At 69.5% G+C, this 14,500-nt stretch carries 16 protein-coding genes; 8 read left to right on the top strand and 8 right to left on the bottom strand.

Annotated features, from left to right (window positions below; translation table 11 throughout):
• Positions 1–74 precede the first annotated feature (74 nt).
• Both ACFWVP_RS30285 and ACFWVP_RS30280 read left to right on the top strand, forming a co-directional pair.
• Complete coding sequence (locus ACFWVP_RS30285; RefSeq protein ID WP_384501168.1) at positions 75–2,627, top strand: polysaccharide lyase family 8 super-sandwich domain-containing protein; 2,553 nt, start codon at positions 75–77, stop codon at positions 2,625–2,627.
• Positions 2,628–2,785: 158 nt separating this feature from the next.
• Complete coding sequence (locus tag ACFWVP_RS30280) at positions 2,786–3,214, top strand: pyridoxamine 5'-phosphate oxidase family protein (RefSeq protein ID WP_384501167.1); 429 nt, start codon at positions 2,786–2,788, stop codon at positions 3,212–3,214.
• On the opposite strand, the gene ACFWVP_RS30275 is transcribed toward ACFWVP_RS30280, so the two are convergent.
• Together ACFWVP_RS30275 and ACFWVP_RS30270 are read right to left on the bottom strand one after the other, a co-directional pair.
• Positions 3,189–4,091 carry an oxaloacetate decarboxylase gene (locus ACFWVP_RS30275; RefSeq protein ID WP_384501166.1) on the bottom strand — a complete coding sequence of 301 codons (903 nt, stop codon included), beginning with the start codon at positions 4,089–4,091 and terminating at the stop codon, positions 3,189–3,191. The genes ACFWVP_RS30280 and ACFWVP_RS30275 overlap by 26 nt on opposite strands.
• 263 nt (positions 4,092–4,354) lie before the next feature.
• Positions 4,355–4,798 (bottom strand): SRPBCC family protein, encoded by a 444-nt coding sequence (locus tag ACFWVP_RS30270; protein WP_384501165.1) that lies wholly within the window; start codon positions 4,796–4,798, stop codon positions 4,355–4,357.
• Positions 4,799–5,044: 246 nt separating this feature from the next.
• Between ACFWVP_RS30270 and ACFWVP_RS30265 the strand changes: the two genes are divergently transcribed.
• Both ACFWVP_RS30265 and ACFWVP_RS30260 read left to right on the top strand, forming a co-directional pair.
• Positions 5,045–5,671 (top strand): TMEM175 family protein, encoded by a 627-nt coding sequence (locus ACFWVP_RS30265; RefSeq protein WP_384501209.1) that lies wholly within the window; start codon positions 5,045–5,047, stop codon positions 5,669–5,671.
• A gap of 290 nt (positions 5,672–5,961) precedes the next feature.
• Positions 5,962–6,489, top strand: a complete 528-nt coding sequence (locus tag ACFWVP_RS30260) for a GNAT family N-acetyltransferase (RefSeq protein WP_384501164.1) — start codon at positions 5,962–5,964, stop codon at positions 6,487–6,489.
• Positions 6,490–6,499: 10 nt separating this feature from the next.
• Here ACFWVP_RS30260 and ACFWVP_RS30255 read toward each other — a convergent pair whose 3' ends face one another.
• Together ACFWVP_RS30255 and ACFWVP_RS30250 are read right to left on the bottom strand one after the other, a co-directional pair.
• Entirely contained in the window at positions 6,500–6,973 is a 474-nt protein-coding gene (locus tag ACFWVP_RS30255) for a transposase (protein ID WP_384501163.1), read from the bottom strand.
• A 111-nt stretch (positions 6,974–7,084) separates the two neighbouring features.
• Positions 7,085–7,249 (bottom strand): winged helix-turn-helix domain-containing protein, encoded by a 165-nt coding sequence (locus ACFWVP_RS30250; protein ID WP_384501208.1) that lies wholly within the window; start codon positions 7,247–7,249, stop codon positions 7,085–7,087.
• 909 nt (positions 7,250–8,158) lie between these two features.
• Here ACFWVP_RS30250 and ACFWVP_RS30245 point away from each other — a divergent pair.
• Both ACFWVP_RS30245 and ACFWVP_RS30240 read left to right on the top strand, forming a co-directional pair.
• The gene (locus tag ACFWVP_RS30245) at positions 8,159–8,566 is read left to right on the top strand and encodes a roadblock/LC7 domain-containing protein (RefSeq protein WP_384501162.1); all 408 of its coding nucleotides are present in this window, start codon (positions 8,159–8,161) and stop codon (positions 8,564–8,566) included.
• Between the two features lie 231 nt (positions 8,567–8,797).
• Positions 8,798–9,187 carry a hypothetical protein gene (locus tag ACFWVP_RS30240; protein ID WP_384501161.1) on the top strand — a complete coding sequence of 130 codons (390 nt, stop codon included), beginning with the start codon at positions 8,798–8,800 and terminating at the stop codon, positions 9,185–9,187.
• Between the two features lie 207 nt (positions 9,188–9,394).
• On the opposite strand, the gene hemC is transcribed toward ACFWVP_RS30240, so the two are convergent.
• The gene (gene hemC / locus ACFWVP_RS30235) at positions 9,395–10,330 is read right to left on the bottom strand and encodes a hydroxymethylbilane synthase (protein WP_384501160.1); all 936 of its coding nucleotides are present in this window, start codon (positions 10,328–10,330) and stop codon (positions 9,395–9,397) included.
• A 406-nt stretch (positions 10,331–10,736) separates the two neighbouring features.
• Here hemC and ACFWVP_RS30230 point away from each other — a divergent pair, with 406 nt between their 5' ends.
• The gene (locus tag ACFWVP_RS30230) at positions 10,737–11,552 is read left to right on the top strand and encodes an SAM-dependent methyltransferase (protein WP_384501207.1); all 816 of its coding nucleotides are present in this window, start codon (positions 10,737–10,739) and stop codon (positions 11,550–11,552) included.
• 29 nt (positions 11,553–11,581) lie between these two features.
• Here the strand turns inward: ACFWVP_RS30230 and ACFWVP_RS30225 are convergent, their stop codons facing one another.
• Together ACFWVP_RS30225 and ACFWVP_RS30220 are read right to left on the bottom strand one after the other, a co-directional pair.
• A complete protein-coding gene (locus ACFWVP_RS30225) occupies positions 11,582–12,490 on the bottom strand; it encodes a helix-turn-helix domain-containing protein (RefSeq protein WP_384501159.1) in 909 nt (302 codons plus the stop codon).
• A gap of 87 nt (positions 12,491–12,577) precedes the next feature.
• Entirely contained in the window at positions 12,578–12,814 is a 237-nt protein-coding gene (locus tag ACFWVP_RS30220; protein WP_384501158.1) for a DUF397 domain-containing protein, read from the bottom strand.
• Between the two features lie 194 nt (positions 12,815–13,008).
• Here ACFWVP_RS30220 and ACFWVP_RS30215 point away from each other — a divergent pair, with 194 nt between their 5' ends.
• Positions 13,009–13,521: an ATP-binding protein gene (locus ACFWVP_RS30215; protein WP_384501157.1), complete on the top strand. Its 513-nt coding sequence runs from the start codon at positions 13,009–13,011 to the stop codon at positions 13,519–13,521.
• 138 nt (positions 13,522–13,659) lie between these two features.
• Here the strand turns inward: ACFWVP_RS30215 and ACFWVP_RS30210 are convergent, their stop codons facing one another.
• Positions 13,660–14,292: an SGNH/GDSL hydrolase family protein gene (locus tag ACFWVP_RS30210; RefSeq protein WP_384501156.1), complete on the bottom strand. Its 633-nt coding sequence runs from the start codon at positions 14,290–14,292 to the stop codon at positions 13,660–13,662.
• Positions 14,293–14,500 lie beyond the last annotated feature (208 nt).

Genomic DNA, 14,500 nt, shown 5'->3' with positions numbered 1-14,500 from the left:
CCCGTTGACACCGGTGGGACCCCGTTGCTTGGCTGGGAGCAAACGCTTTCCGGGCCGGACTTTGGAGCGTTCAGATGGGGCTCTCACGTCGTTCCGTGCTCTCCGTGATCCCGGCGGCGGCACTGCTGACCGCCGCCCAGGCCTTGCGGGTCCGCGCGGCCGGCCGGGACGGCCGGAGGGTGGTCCCGGACCACGCCACCCTGCTCCGTAACACCGTCGCCATGTTCGCGGGCACCATCGAGAGCAATGCCCGGCCGGAGACCGGCCCCCGGATCGCCTCCGTGCTGACGACGGCGCACGCCCGGCTCGCCGCGATGGACAGCGCCGGGCAGGGTGAGCTGTTCGAGGGTCTCCCGCTCGGCACCAGCGATGTCAATCTGGGCACGTCGTTCCAGTATCTGTACGAGATCGCCCTCGCCACCCGCCTCCCGGGAACGGGTGATCCACTGTACGAAAACGAGAGGGTCCGACGCCGGGTCGCCGACGGCCTCGTCCGTCTCCACGACATGTACTTCGGCGACCCGGCGCAGGGCTACTACGGAAACTGGTTCCACTGGGAGATCGGCATCCCCGCCTATGTGACCAGGACGTTCGTACTCCTGGGGGACGTGCTCGCGGCGTACCGCCCCACCCTGGCGGCGGCCTATGTGGAGTCCATGGACGCGTACCTCCGCAACGGCGAGGACGGTGACGTGGATCTCGACTCGCGTTTCCACACCGGCGCCAATCTCGCCGACATCACGACGAACCGGATACTCCAGGGTGCCGTTCTCGGCGACGACGCCCGCGTCCGGAAGGCCGTCGCCGACCAGCTGACCGTCCTGGCGACGATCGACCCCTATGCCCTGCGGCACGGCGTCACCGACGGGTTCTACGCGGACGGTTCGTTCGTCCAGCACGCCTGCGTCGCCTACACCGGCTCCTACGGCAAGGGCCTGCTGACCCGTGTCGTCCAGACCCTGAAGATCCTCGACGGCACCGGCTACGTGCCCAGCGAAAGCCTCGTCCGGGTGGTGCTGGGCTGGGTGGCCGACGGCTTCGCCCCGCTGATCTTCGAGGGCTGGATGATGGAGATCGTCAAGGGCCGCGCGGTCTCGCGCACCGGCACGGGGTACGCGGACGTCGCCGCCGTCGTGGAGGCCGTCGTCGACCTCACCGCGTACACCACCGGCAGCGACACCACGGCGCTGGAGGGCTATGTCAAACATGTCAGCCAGACCTCGAAGGCTGCCCCTGACGCGGCCTCGTTCGTCTCCCCCGTCAGCGTCGTGCGGTACACCGACATCCTGAACTCTCCCGTTCCCGCGAGGGATCTCGCCCCCGCCGCGTGCCACTCGGCGTTCAACGCGATGGACAGAACGGTCCACCGGCGGCCCGGCTACGCCTTCGCCCTGGCCCGCAGCTCGGAGCGGATCAGCAAGTACGAGTACATGAGCGGCGAGAACCTGATGCCGTGGTTCCAGGGTGACGGCGCGCACTACCTCTACCTGTCCGGGGAGGACCAGCGGCAGTCGTTCGGCGTCGACTACTTCACCGCCGTCTCCCCGTACCGCCTGGCGGGCGTCACCGCGCCCGTGGAGACGCGCCGCACCGTCCCGGAGCTCTACGGCGCCCTCTGGTACGACAACCCGGGGCGCGGCTTCACCTCGTCCTCCGACGCGCAGAACACCTATGTGTACTTTCCCCGGGGCGGCAACGCGTTCTCCGGCGGAGCCCGGCTCGGCGCCTACGGCGTGGCCGGTTTCGTCCAGTCCGACGACGCCGGCTACACCGCGTGGCAGGCGGGCCGGCTCCCCGACGACTTCGTCGCCTACCAGGGTGCCCGTTCCACCAGGTCGTGGTTCATGTTCGACGACGAGATCGTCGTTCTCGCGGCGGGCGTGACCGGTCAGGGAGGGCGCGCGGTGACCACCACGGTCGACAGCCGCGTCGCGGCTCCCACGTCCCCCGTGTCCCTCACCGGCGCCCGCCGCGACGGAACGTCCTGGCAGGAGGGTGCCGCGACCGGTCCGTCGGCCTGGCTCCGGTACGCGGAAACCGGACGCGGGAGCGCGGTGGGGTACGTCTTCCTGTCGGGACCGGCGCCGGTCGTCGCGCTCGACACCGTCACCAGGAGTCGGCGCCTGGTCCGCCTGTCCAACGCGGACACGCCGGTGACCAAGCAGGTCCTCACCCTCTCCTACGAGCAGACCGCCGGGGCGGGGCCGGCCGCCATGGCCCATGCCCTCGTCCCGAACGCCTCGGAGCGGCAGTTGGCGTCCTACGCCCACGGCCGCCCGCTCTCCGTGCTCGCGAACACAGTCCGCCTGCAGGCCGTCGCGCACAGCGGCCTGGGTCTGGTCGCCGCCAACACCTTCGCGCCGGGCACGCACCGCACGGAGTTCTTCTCCGTCGACGGTCCGGCCTCGGTGCTGCTCCGCCGTGCCCTCGACGGGACGTACGCGATCGCGGTGTCCGACCCGACGACGAAGCGGCGCACGGTCTCGGTCACCGTCCACGGCCGCGCACTGCGGCTGGTATCCGCCGACGACGGCGTCAGCGCCCGGCGTGTCCCCGGCGGTATCCGGCTGGACGTCACGACCCGTCACGCGTACGGGCGCGGTTTCACCGCCGCGCTGCGCCGATGACCCGCGCCCCCTGGTCCGGGCGGCGGAAGACTGCCGGGCCTGCGCCCGCCGGGTTCTTCTCCGGCACGGTTTCCGGACACGTCGGGCAGGACTGCTGCCGACGCGCTGCATAATGCGGGACCAGTACCCACGACACCGAGCCCACGAAGGAGCAGTCCGTGGCTTTGACCCGTGAAGAGCGTGAGCGGTTTCTGGCCGAGCCGCACATCGCCGCGCTGTCCGTGGACGCGGCGGAGTCCGGCAGGGCCCCGCTCACCGTGCCGATCTGGTATCAGTATGAGCCGGGCGGCGACATCTGGATCATGACGGGGCGCGACTCCCGCAAGGGGACCCTGATCGCCGGTGCGGGCCGGTTCTGCCTGATGGTCGACCGTGTGACGCCGACCATCCGGTACGTCTCCGTCGAGGGCCCCGTCGTCGCGACGACGCCTGCCACCCGCGAGCAGCTGGTCGAGATCGCGGGGCGCTACCTTCCGCCGGAGAAGGTCGACGGCTACGTCGACTTCGCCTGGAAGGACCACGGCGAGCAGGTCGTCATCCATATGCGGCCGCAGCGCTGGCTCAGCTCGGACCTCGGCGAGGTCTGATCGCCCCCGCCCCCAGGAGGACGCCCTCGGCTGCGGGGCGGTGGTGACGGCTGATGTTCTTCGCCAGCAGTTCCGTGGCCTGGCTGACGCCGACAGCACCCTCCTCGTCCGTGGCCGGCAGGCGGCCGTCGGCGGACTTGAGGTCGGCGAGGGCGGTGTCCATCGCCTGGTGGGCGGCGAAGAGGCAGGGCGTGCTGTAGATGGCCATGTCCACACCGAGTACGTCCAGTTCGGCGAGGGACAGCCGGGGCGACTTCCCGCCGGCGATCTGGTTGAACAGCAGTGGTTTGTCGCCGACGGCTTCCCTGACCCGTCGGATCCACTCGACGCTGCGTACGCCGTCGACGAGCACGACATCCGCGTCGGTCGCCGCCAGGGCCTTCGCCCTGCGCAGGATGTCGGCCTCCTCGGTGGCGTCCGTGCGCGCGATCACGAGCAGGTCGCTCCGGCTGTCCAGGACGAGGTTCAGTTTGTCCAGGTACTCGGCGAGCGGCAGCAGCTGCTTGCCGTCCGCGTGGCCGCATCTGCGGGGGCGTTTCTGGTCCTCCAGGATGACGCCGGACGCCCCGATCCGCTCCAGCCGCCGCACGACGTGGCAGGCGACTTCCGGATCGGCGTACCCGTCGTCGATGTCGACGAGGAGGTGGTGGTGCGGGAAGGCCCCGCGCAGCCGGCCGACGAAATCCACCATGTCCGGCCAGGCGATGAACCCGATGTCCGGGAGGCCGTAGTAGGAGGCCGAGAACCCGAATCCCGAGACGAAGAAGCCGTCGTAGTGCCTGGCCGCGACGGATGCCGAGTACATGTCGTAGATGCCGATCAGGGGAGTCGTCCCTGAGGCTGCGACCTCGTCGCGCAGCGCGTCTCCGTAGCTCATGTGCGGTGTCCACCCCATCTGCGGGCCTGCCGGGTGCGGTGTGACAGGCCGGGTTCGAGCGATATGCGTTGGGCAAGATGTACCAACAACGGTATTTGCACGCACTGCCGAACCGCGGTTTCCGGTCGCTTCTTACGAACTGTGCCCTGAAGGGCGATGGGGCTGCCGCAAGTTGACGACCCGCTCGCTCTGTCACGGCGAGCGCGACGGAACCGTTGCGGCCCGGGAACCGCGGCCGGGAGGCTCCTGTCCGCGCTCTGCCCTCAGAAAACTTCCACCGCCGCCTTGATGCGCAGGCCGAACGCGGGGGCGTCCTTCCGTGCGGCCGCGACGGCGAGGCCGACCAGGAGCTTGCCCAGGCGGTGGCCCTCCAGGTCGTTGAAGATCCGCACCCTGGTCCGGTCGGCCGCCAGCGGTTCCAGGTCGTAGCCGCCCTCGCGGGCCGTCACGAGGTTGCTGGAGAGTTCGTTCCAGCGGATCCGTGTCGGGGTGACGAGGTCGCTGATCCGGAACTCTTTCCGGGTCGTCATCCCGGCGTCCTTCACCGTGCTGCGGAACACGGTCCCCACAGCCGTCGGCCCGGGCGGGGACTTGGAGACGTCCTGCACGCGCGGGCTGAACTTCCTGTCGTTCTCACCGTCCGCGAGAAACGCGAAGACCTCGGCGACAGGGCGGTCGATCTCGACCGTAGCCTCGAACCGGGCCATGGAATCTCCTCGGAAGTAGCGGGGATGTTCCCGCGCAGGCACACTGACTCCCAGGATCCGGGTCCCGCGACCGATCGGCAGCCTGTCGGAGTATCCGGAACAGCCAGGAGCACGACGCCCGCACGCCGTGGTCCCGACCATGGCGAATGACGGACGGCTGGTCCGCACGGGTGAGCTCTCAGCCGTCGTGACGGGGCTTGCCACCGGTCGGCCCAATCAGAGCCCGGGCACGCCCGCCCGATCACCCTGTGTCGTGTGAGCAGAGGCAGAACGGAAGAGAAGAGCCCCGAGCGGCTGATCGCGCTGTCCGACGGAATCTTCGCCATCGCCATGACGCTGCTGGTGCTCGACATCCACGTGCCGACCGGGCTGGACACCGACGGTTTCCGCGGGGCGGTGGGCGACTGGCTGCCGAAGCTCGGCGCCTATGCGCTGAGCTTCACGATTCTGGCCGGTTTCTGGCGGGACCACCGGCGGATCCTGCACATGATCAAGCGGATGGACGCGCTGTCGGAGCGGCTCACGCTCGCCGGGCTGGGTGTGATCGCCCTCGTCCCCTTCCCCACCGCGATGCTGTCCGAATACGCCTCCCGCCCTCTCGCGGTGGCCTTCTACGCACTGACGATCGCTGTGGTCGACATACTCCAGCTCGCTCTGTTCCTGTCGATCCGGGAGCAGTTCCACGCGGACCATCCACTCGCCGGGCGCGCCGGACGGAACGTCGTCGCGGATCTGAGCGCGACCGTTCTCGTCTTCGGGGTGACGGTGCCGATCGCCTTCGTCTCACCTGTCGCGGCCATGTGGTCCTGGCTGGTGTTGGTCCCCGTCAAGGCCACCATCGGTAGGCGCTACGACGTCGGCGCTTCAAGGTGATGCGGGTGGGGCCGGGGCGATTGCGAGCAAGCTCGGTGAGCCGGACCACGGCGAGGTTCGCGAGGCTGCGCTTGAGGTAGACCCACTGGCCCTCCGACCACGTTGAGTTCAGGTGCCGAGGCATGCAGGATGAACGCGGTGGCTTTTCGGTTCCTGCCGATTCCTGCTCAGCAATCACCAGCCTTCGATAATGTGAAGAAATGCTTTCTGATGATGTGTTACGGACTGGTTGGGTCTACGAACGGGCAGTCGACGGTTTTGGGACGGTCCGTCTGCATCCGGTGGATCCCGTGGAGGACGTGGATCTGGTCCACGCGTGGGTCACGGAGCCCCGGGCGAGTTTCTGGGGCATGGGCGAACTGAGCCGCGCCCAGGTCCTGGGCATCTACCGTCACCTTGACGCCCTGCCCACCCATCAGGCGTACCTGGCCTACCGTGACGACACCCCGGTGGCGCTGTTCCACACCTACGAGCCGGCCGACGACCGCATCAGCGCGTGCTACCCCGTCGAACCCGGGGACGTCGGCATCCACCTGCTCCTCGGCCCCACCCCCGGCGCCGCAGAAGCGGGCTTCACCCGCGCGCTGTTCCCCGAACTCCTCACGCACGCGCTCATAGGCCACAGCCGCATCGTGGGTGAGCCGGACGCTCGCAACGCCAAGGTCCTCGCCCGCCTGCAGCGGACGGGCTTCACCCTCCACCACGAGATCCTGCTGCCCGCGACCACCGATCCCGAGTTCTCCCAGCCCGAGAAGCTGGCCCGGCTGGTCTTCTTCACCCCCGACAGGCTGCCCGCCCGCTCTGAAGACCTCTACTGACTTCGGCTCGTCAGGGTGACGTTGGGGTGTCGAGGGTCAGCCCGGTGCCGGCGAGGGGGTCGGGCCGGTTCTGCGGGCGCTTGAGCCGGTTGCGGACGAGGACTTCGAGCCGGTCGAGGGCGACCACGCCAAGGTTGGCGAGGCTGCGCTTGACGTGCACCCAGACCCATTCGACCGGGTTCAGGTCGGGTGAGTAGGCGGGGAGGAGGAAGACCGTCAGCCAGGTGCATTCGGCGGCCAACTCGCGCATGGCGTGGGAGACGTGGGTGTTCAGGCGGTCCCGCACCAGCACGATCGGTGCCTTGACGAGGTGGTGGACGCCGTCGACCAGGGCGATGAAGTCGCGCTCACCCATGCTGCGGCGCTGACCCTTGCCTGCGGGGTGGGTGAGCGGACGGTGGCACAGCCGGGTGCGCGAGCCCGGCCGCATGGCGATCAGTCCCGCCACGGACGGGCGCCCCGAGCGGCGCCCGCTGACTGTCACGACCGGCGTGCGGCCTCGACCTCCCCGAGGTGCGGCCTTTGGGCGGTCGCGAGTGAAGCCCGCCACGTCCTCGGAAGCAGACGTAGCCCCCGCAGGCCGCCCGGACTCTTTTTACCTCCGAACCAGGTCACCTCCTTCCACGCGGTGACGGCCTGCTCGTCGCGCTCTGCCACCCTGCGCGGGGACCTGCGGGCTGAAACCGAGCCGGTGCATCAACCTGGTGGCGCCCGAGACGCTGTAGGAAACGTGGAACTTCCGCCCGATCAGCGTGGCCACCCGCGACGCGGTCCACACCTGGTCCTCCACCCAGCCGTGCGCGGCCGGGCCCTGGTCCAGGTACACGGCGAGCTTCTCCAGGCAGCGCGGGGACAGGCGGCACCACGACCCACCCGGGCCGCGTGACGCGAGCGCCTCGAACCCTCCGTCGCGCCGCAACTGGCGCCACTGGTGAGCCGACTTCCCACTCGCCCGCAGGCGCCGGGCCACCTCCGTCGGCTTGACCTCCTGCTCGAACAGCCTCGGCCGCCTGTATCCGCACCGTCTCCCGGCGCAGCCGTCCCGCGGCGGTCAGCCCGCCCCAGCCACATACCTCACACGTCATCGGATACAGCCACCACGACGAGCCCGTCAGGCAATTCGGGACAGTTCACCCTGGCGAGCCGCAGCCAGTGCTCCGCCTGGCGAGCTGTCGGCAGATTCCCTTTCACCGCACCTCCCCCTCTTTCGCCACATCACTCGTCCGGACCCGCATGGGTGGTGACCTGTGGTATGTGCGCCCGCAATTGGCAATTAGGCAAAGGGGGTTCACACGGCGATCTGCTTCCGCTTAGGTGAATGGGAGATACGATCTTCGAACAACCTCTGGTGCTGGAGTGGTTCCTCCCATGAAGACGATGATGCCCCCGGGCGATGCCGGCGGGCCGCCCGGGTCCGCGTATACCCGTAACGCCGTTGACGCGGCCCTTCCCTCTCCGCACCTCTCTTGATGTCCTGCGCTTCGCGTCCATCGGACATCGGCTCATCGCCGACTCGAAGGTTTTCCAGGGCTCGTCCCCCACCTCGGCGGAGCCCGTGGCCGCCGCCGATCCTTGTTCGACCGGTTCCGCGCCCCCAGAACACACCTTCGTACGACCCCCCGCACGCCCCCTCCCCCGCCCCCGAGTCCCCGAAAGGACAGATCTGAGCATGAACCACGTGGAGAACCCGGAGCGGCGCGGTTGGATGATCTCCGAGGTCGCCGCAGTGCCCGGTGTACGGCTGGCGATCGTCTTCAGTTCCGACGGTCTGTTGCTGGCCAACTCGGAGGGCATGGACCGAGACTCCGCCGACCGGCTTTCGGCGAGCTGTTCGAGTCTTCAGTCGCTCGGCCGGGGTCTCGGTCGGGAGTTCGGCGAGGCCGGCGGTGCGGTGCATCAGCATATGGTGGAGTTCGACGGCGGTTTCCTGTTCATGCGTAGTGCCGACGGCGCGCATCTCGCCGTGGTGACGGGACCGGTGGTAGACCCCGAGCTCGTCACGCGGCAGATGCAGGCCCAGGTTTCGAAGATCGCAGCACGCAAGCTCACCGGTCCGCCGCGCGAGGACCCTGTGTGAGCGGGGCGACAGAGGGCTTCTCGGACGGTGCCTGACGCCCGGGGCGACTGCTGATGATGGGCCGGCGGGCCGAAGTCATCGGGGCGGACGGCCCCGAGCACCGGCGCCTGCGCGAGCCGCTCGACGACCGCGTTTCCAGCAGATCGTGAGGTAGCTGCTGGGCGACCTGCCTTCGCACGCGGGTGCCGACGGCAGCGTCGACTCCGGCGGCATTTCGCGCACCCGGTGCCCATGCGGGTCATCTGCGAGCTGTTCGGTGCTCCGGCCGAGGAGCGTCCGAGGCCGCAGGAGCTGACGGGCACCGTCCTCCGCTCCGACCTGCGGCCCGAGCAGGTGCTGGTCGGCACTCTGCTGCCCATGCTCTCGGCGGGGCAGGAGACCACCCCCGCGCGTACCTGGGCGAACATGGTGGAGGAGCAGCGCGGGCATCTGGCGTTCGGCGACGGCCCCCACTTCTGCCGCGGCGCACCTCTGACGCGGCTGGAGGAGGCGCTGACCCCGCCCGCGCCGTTCGAGCGGTTCCCGGGACTGTCCCTGGCCGTCGATCCGGATGGCCTCGTCGCGGTGCCGTCCCTGTTCTCGAAGAGTTCCGCGACGCTGCCGGTGCTGCTCGGACTCTGAACCGGAGTGCGGTCCGGCGGACATGGGGTTCCGCCGGGCCGCACGTGCGGGGCTGTTCGTCGATCGGTCGCTCACGTGCCACCGGCGTTGCCGGGGACGGCCGGAAGGAGTCCGTCCCTTCTGCCACACCCTGTTCGACCCCGGGTGCGGCAGAAGGGTTGTACGGCGGAGGGAACGGAACTGACGGTCTCGGTTCTCCGGAGTGCCTCAGTGCGCGATGCTGTCGATCAGCTCGCGCGCTCCCTGGCGGAGCAGGGTCACGGCCACGGAGGTGCCGAGGGTGGCGGGGTCGAGCGGGCCCGCCCATTCGTGGGCGTTGAGCACGGTCTTGCCGTCGGGGCTGAACACGCAGGCGCGCAGGGAGAGATCGCCGTTGCGGTGGGTCGTCGCGAAGCCGGCGATCGGAGAGTTGCAGTGCCCCTGGAGGACGTGGAGGAGCATGCGCTCCGCCGTCGTCTCCCGGTAGGTGTCGGGGTGGTTGAGGGCGCCGACGGCGTCGATCGTGGCGGTGTCGTCCTCGCGGCACTGCAGGGCGAGGACCCCCGCGCCGATCGGGGGGCACATGGTCTCCGGTGACAGGACGTCGCTGATCACGTCGGCGCGCCCGATGCGGTGGAGGCCCGAGACGGCCAGGAGCAGTGCGTCGGCCTCGCCGGCGGCGAGCTTGGCGAGGCGCCGGTTGGCGTTGCCCCGGAAGGGTACGCAGTCCAGATGTGGGTGGGAGGCCGCGAGTTGGGCCACCCGGCGCACGGAGGAGGTGCCGATCCTCGTGCCGTCCGGGAGCTGGTCGAGGGTGAGCCCGCCCGGGTGGACGAGTGCGTCGCGGATGTCGTCCCGTTCGAGGAAGGCCGCGAAGGTCGTGCCCGCGGGCAGCGGCCGGTCGGCCGGAATGTCCTTGACGCAGTGCACGGCGAGGTCCGCCTCGCCCGCGAGCAGAGCGGCGTCGACCTCCTTGGTGAAGGCCCCTTTCCCGTCCACCTGTGCGAGGTCGCCCATCCACTTGTCGCCCGTCGTCCTGACGGGAACGACCTCGGTGACGGTGGTGGGGTGGAGGGACGCCAGTTCGGCCCGGACGCGTTCCACCTGGGCTAGGGCCATGGGCGAGTCGCGGGAAACGATACGGATCAGCTCAGGGGCGGACATGGCGTCCACGATAGACCGCCGGGCTCGAGCCGCGATCGTCCCGCGCGGGAAACGGCCGTATCAGTAGCATCCGGTGGCGAACGTCAGCCCGGGGACGGCGTTTTCCGGCCGCATTGGAACGACACCCCGTGCACGGCTCCGATCCATGGACGGTGCACGACGGCAGTACGACAAATAGTCTTCCACCAGGGCGACTTGGCTTCCTGCCACCTGGAGCAGCCCGGGTCCGGCCGGTCCGGGGCTTGGAATATGCGAGGTGCGAGTGCCGGGCATCGACCGTGTCTGGCCGGTTCACCGCCGTACGCCCCCGCCTCACTCCCCCGAGGGCTGTCAGCCCCACGGCGAGATCCCTAGCATGACCCCTCACGGATACGAACTACTTCTCCTGGAACTGGCGAGGGGCTGGATGAGCAACGGGGACACTTCCATTCCGAAGAACATCGATGTGAACGTGCCGAGCGTCGCACGGATGTACGACTACTACCTGGGGGGCAAGGACAACTACCCCGCGGACCGCATCGCGTGCGAGCAGTTGCTGGAGCATGTCCCGAGCACCAAGATCCTCGCGGTGAACAACCGTCGCTTCCTGCGGCGGGTCGTGCACCACCTGGCGTCCGAGTACGGGATCCGCCAGTTCATCGACCACGGATCCGGCCTGCCGACCCAGGACAACGTCCATCAGGTCGCCCAGCTCGTGGATCCGGCCGCCCGGGTCGTCTACATAGACAACGACCCCATCGTCCTGGCGCACGGCAAGGCGATACTCGAGGAGAACGACAGGACCGCGGTCATCCAGGCCGACATGCGTGACACCGACGGCATCCTCGGACACCCCGAGGTGGCCAGGCTGATCGACTTCGACGAGCCGGTGGCCGCGCTGTTCGTGTCCGTACTGCACTGCATCCCCGACGAGGACGACCCCGCGGGCCTGGTGCGCAGGGTCGCGGACCACCTCGCCCCGGGCAGCTTCCTGGTGGTGTGCCAGTTGGTCAGCGAGGACGCCGTCACCCGCGACTTCGTCACGGACTTCATGGCGAAGAGCACCGGCAACCAGTGGGGCCGGGTGCGCCGCCAGGAGGACGTGGGCGTTTTCCTGGAGGGCCTGGAGGTGCTGGAGCCCGGCCTCGTGGAGGTGTCGACCTGGCGGCCCGACTCGGATCTGGCACCGAAGCAGGCGACCCAGGAATGGATCGAGTACGGCGGCGTCGGCCGCAAGTGGTGATCTGATCGGCGCACCGGTCCCCGCCCCGGTCAGGAGTAGCGCTCGAGCGCCTGTCTCAGCAGGTGTCTGCTCTCCACCGGGCTCGGGGACTGGGCGCTGAGCGAGTCCAGGATCCACCGGTACTCGTCCGTGCTCTCCTGCTTGTTCACGGACGTTGCGTTGGTCAGGTGCTCGATGTAGGCGACATCGGGGAGCCCGGCCATCGCGAACCGCAGGTACGTGATGCCGTTGCCCGGGGACGTGTGGGCGGTCACGTCGAAGGGCGCGATCTGGACGATCACGTGGGGCAGCTCTGTCATGGCCAGGAGGTGGGTGAGCTGATCACGCATCACCCGCGCGCCGCCGGTCGGCCGCAGCAGTACCGCCTCGTCCAGGAGCACCCACAGCTTGGGAGCGTCCGGGCGGCGGAGCAGCTCCTGCCTTCTCAGCCGTAGTTCGACCCGTCGCCGAGTGGTCTCCTCCGGCTCCAGGTGGTGTCCGGAGCGTACGACCGCGTAGGCGTAGTCGGCGGTCTGGAGCAGCCCGGGCATGTAGTGCTCCTCGTAGGTCCTGATGGACGCCGCGGCCTCTTCGAGGCCCACGAGGGGCTCGAACCAGTCCGGCAGCACATCCGCGTAGTTCCGCCACCAGCCGCGCTCTCCGGCCCGGCGCACCAGGTCGACGAACTCGGCCGTCCTGTCGGGGTCGGTGACGCCGTAGAGCTTGAGCAGATCGGCGGCGTCGCGTTCCTTGCACGGCGAGTGGCCGGTCTCCATCCGGCTGATCTTCGCGGTGGAGCAGCGGATCCAGGCGGCGGCGACATCGGGCGTGATGCCGGCCTCGCCGCGCATCCGCCGGAGCTGCGCGCCCAGAACCAGGCGCAGGGCCGTGGGACTTGATCCGGCGGCCGGGGCGAGCGTCGGCTTCCGTAACGGCTGAACCGGTTCGATGCCGGGCATGCGGGCTCCTGATGGCGGGCGTCTGGTCGCCAGTGTGCCATCAGGAGCCCGGACAGGGGGCGGACCGGTGCGGGCAGCCCGGTGCTTTCAGCCGACCATGCCGTCGAAGTCGCCGTCCCTGACTCCCGCGAGGAAGGCGCGCACTTCACTCTCGGTGTACACGAGGGCAGGTCCGTCGGGGTGCCTGGAGTTGCGTACGGCCACGTCTCCGCCGGGGAGCAGCGCCATCTCGACGCAGTTTCCGCTGGGGTTGCTGTGATGGCTCTTCGTCCACGTCACGCCGGTGAGGGAGCCGGCCGGGACGCCGTTGTCGATGTGCTGCATGCGGTTCATTCCTTTACGCCAGTAGTTCCTGGCACGCCGCCAGGGCCCGCACCGGGTGAACAGATGTCCCCTGCTCACACCCGGGGGTGCAATTCCGGGTGCAATTGCACGGAAGCACGGACGGCGAGGATACTAGTGGTCGTCCGGCCCCACGGCACTACGAACCGGCCTTCACCGGAGGGTGATCAGCGCTCATGCACGCGGAGAACGCACCCCGTCACGGAGCGGCGGCCCACCCTCCTCATCTGGCCGAAAACTGCGGATCCCCGCACGAGGACTGGGCGCGTGATCTCGGCGTCGGTGCGCCCGGGTTCACGACGCACAGCCTGGCCGCCGATGCCGAAAGCCTCCAGCAGGCGCGGGCGTTCGTCCGCGACTCACTGGAGCGGTGGGGCCTGCGGTCCTGTGCCGACGAAGTCGGGCTGGTGGCGGGCGAGCTGGTGAGCAACGCGGTCTGTCACGCGCTGTCGCTCGGCGCCCGGCCCGCGGGCCGGGCCACGGCGTGGCTGGGCCTGGCTCGGCAGGACGGCACACTGGTCTGCGCGGTGAACGACCCCAGCCCCGATGTTCCCGTGTTGCGCCAGGCAGACGAGTCCCTGGAGCGTGGCCGAGGGCTTCGCATCATCAACGCGCTGAGCAGTTCCTGGGGCTGGTCCCGGCCCACGGCGTCGGGCAAGACGGTGTGGGCCAGGATTCCCGTCGCCTGAGGAATCGTCGCCCGGATACGGGCTCGACGCCCGGCCGCGGGCTTCGTGGTCCCGATACGGGCTCGACGCCCGGCCGCGAGTTCGTCGCCCGCTCGCGGGTTCGTCATCCGCTCGTGGGGAAGGTCCTTGAGCGCGGCCCTACAGTCCGGCCAGCGCCGTCCATGCCTCCGCGAGCAGCGTGTGCCCGAACGGTGTCGGGTGGACGCCGTCGTCAGCGATGTGCTCGGCCCCGCCGGCCGTTCGGGCGGCCTGGTTGAGCAAGCCGTCCGCCGCCAGAAGCGCCGCGTCGAACTCCTCCGCCAGTCGGCGGACCGTGCGGATCCGGGGATCGAGGTCCTCGCGCCACGCCCACTGCTCGTCCGTCACCGGGACGAGGAAGGGCTCGATCAGGATCAGTTGCGTGTCCCGTGCGTCCCGGATCTGCGTGAGGACGGCGCGGTAGTCGTCCTCGTACGACTGCAGCGAGGTGACGTCACCGGCGTCGTAGCGGCGCCAGGTGTCGTTCACGCCGATCATGACGGACACCACGTCCGGCGCGAGGTCGACAGCGTCCTCGCGCCACCGGGCGCGCAGGTCGGCCGCACGGTTTCCGCTGATCCCCCGGTTGAGGAAGGTGATGCCGTTGTCGCCCCGCGCGGTACGGACGCGCTCGGCAGCCATCCGCGCGTAGCCGTTGCCCAGGGGGTTACCCGGGTCCGACAGGCGGCCCGCGTCGGTGATGCTGTCCCCCTGGAAAAGGACGGTCGCTGAGCCGTGCAGGCTGATGGTCACGCGGTGCTCCGAACGATGAAGAGGGCGACAGTGCCGAGTCCGTGCCCCGCTCACCCGGCGAGGCATCCGCAACCTGGCAAGGACTTGCCGGCGGGCAGAAGACCGGTTCCGCCCACCGAGACCGCACGCCATGAGTCCACGCCGGTACGCACGGTGTGAGTTCCCTGCCGTAGGGGCTGCGCCGGGATCGGATGGGCCCGGCGCAGCC

Origin of the sequence: Streptomyces sp. NPDC058637, assembly GCF_042717325.1 — a bacterium.
Taxonomy (GTDB): Bacteria; Actinomycetota; Actinomycetes; order Streptomycetales; family Streptomycetaceae; genus Streptomyces.
The sequence above is the reverse complement of the archived record's forward strand: the minus strand, read 5'-3'. Positions and strand labels throughout refer to the sequence as shown.

Excerpts from the sequence above, each read along its gene's own strand:
- ACFWVP_RS30220 (WP_384501158.1), bottom strand. The coding sequence starts at position 12,814 with ATGCAGCACATCGACAACGGCGTCCCGGCCGGCTCCCTCACCGGCGTG.
- ACFWVP_RS30245 (WP_384501162.1), top strand. The coding sequence starts at position 8,159 with ATGAACCACGTGGAGAACCCGGAGCGGCGCGGTTGGATGATCTCCGAG.
- ACFWVP_RS30275 (WP_384501166.1), bottom strand. The coding sequence starts at position 4,091 with ATGAGCTACGGAGACGCGCTGCGCGACGAGGTCGCAGCCTCAGGGACG.
- ACFWVP_RS30240 (WP_384501161.1), top strand. The coding sequence starts at position 8,798 with ATGCGGGTCATCTGCGAGCTGTTCGGTGCTCCGGCCGAGGAGCGTCCG.
- ACFWVP_RS30215 (WP_384501157.1), top strand. The coding sequence starts at position 13,009 with ATGCACGCGGAGAACGCACCCCGTCACGGAGCGGCGGCCCACCCTCCT.
- ACFWVP_RS30230 (WP_384501207.1), top strand. The coding sequence starts at position 10,737 with ATGAGCAACGGGGACACTTCCATTCCGAAGAACATCGATGTGAACGTG.
- ACFWVP_RS30285 (WP_384501168.1), top strand. The coding sequence starts at position 75 with ATGGGGCTCTCACGTCGTTCCGTGCTCTCCGTGATCCCGGCGGCGGCA.
- hemC (WP_384501160.1), bottom strand. The coding sequence starts at position 10,330 with ATGTCCGCCCCTGAGCTGATCCGTATCGTTTCCCGCGACTCGCCCATG.
- ACFWVP_RS30225 (WP_384501159.1), bottom strand. The coding sequence starts at position 12,490 with ATGCCCGGCATCGAACCGGTTCAGCCGTTACGGAAGCCGACGCTCGCC.
- ACFWVP_RS30270 (WP_384501165.1), bottom strand. The coding sequence starts at position 4,798 with ATGGCCCGGTTCGAGGCTACGGTCGAGATCGACCGCCCTGTCGCCGAG.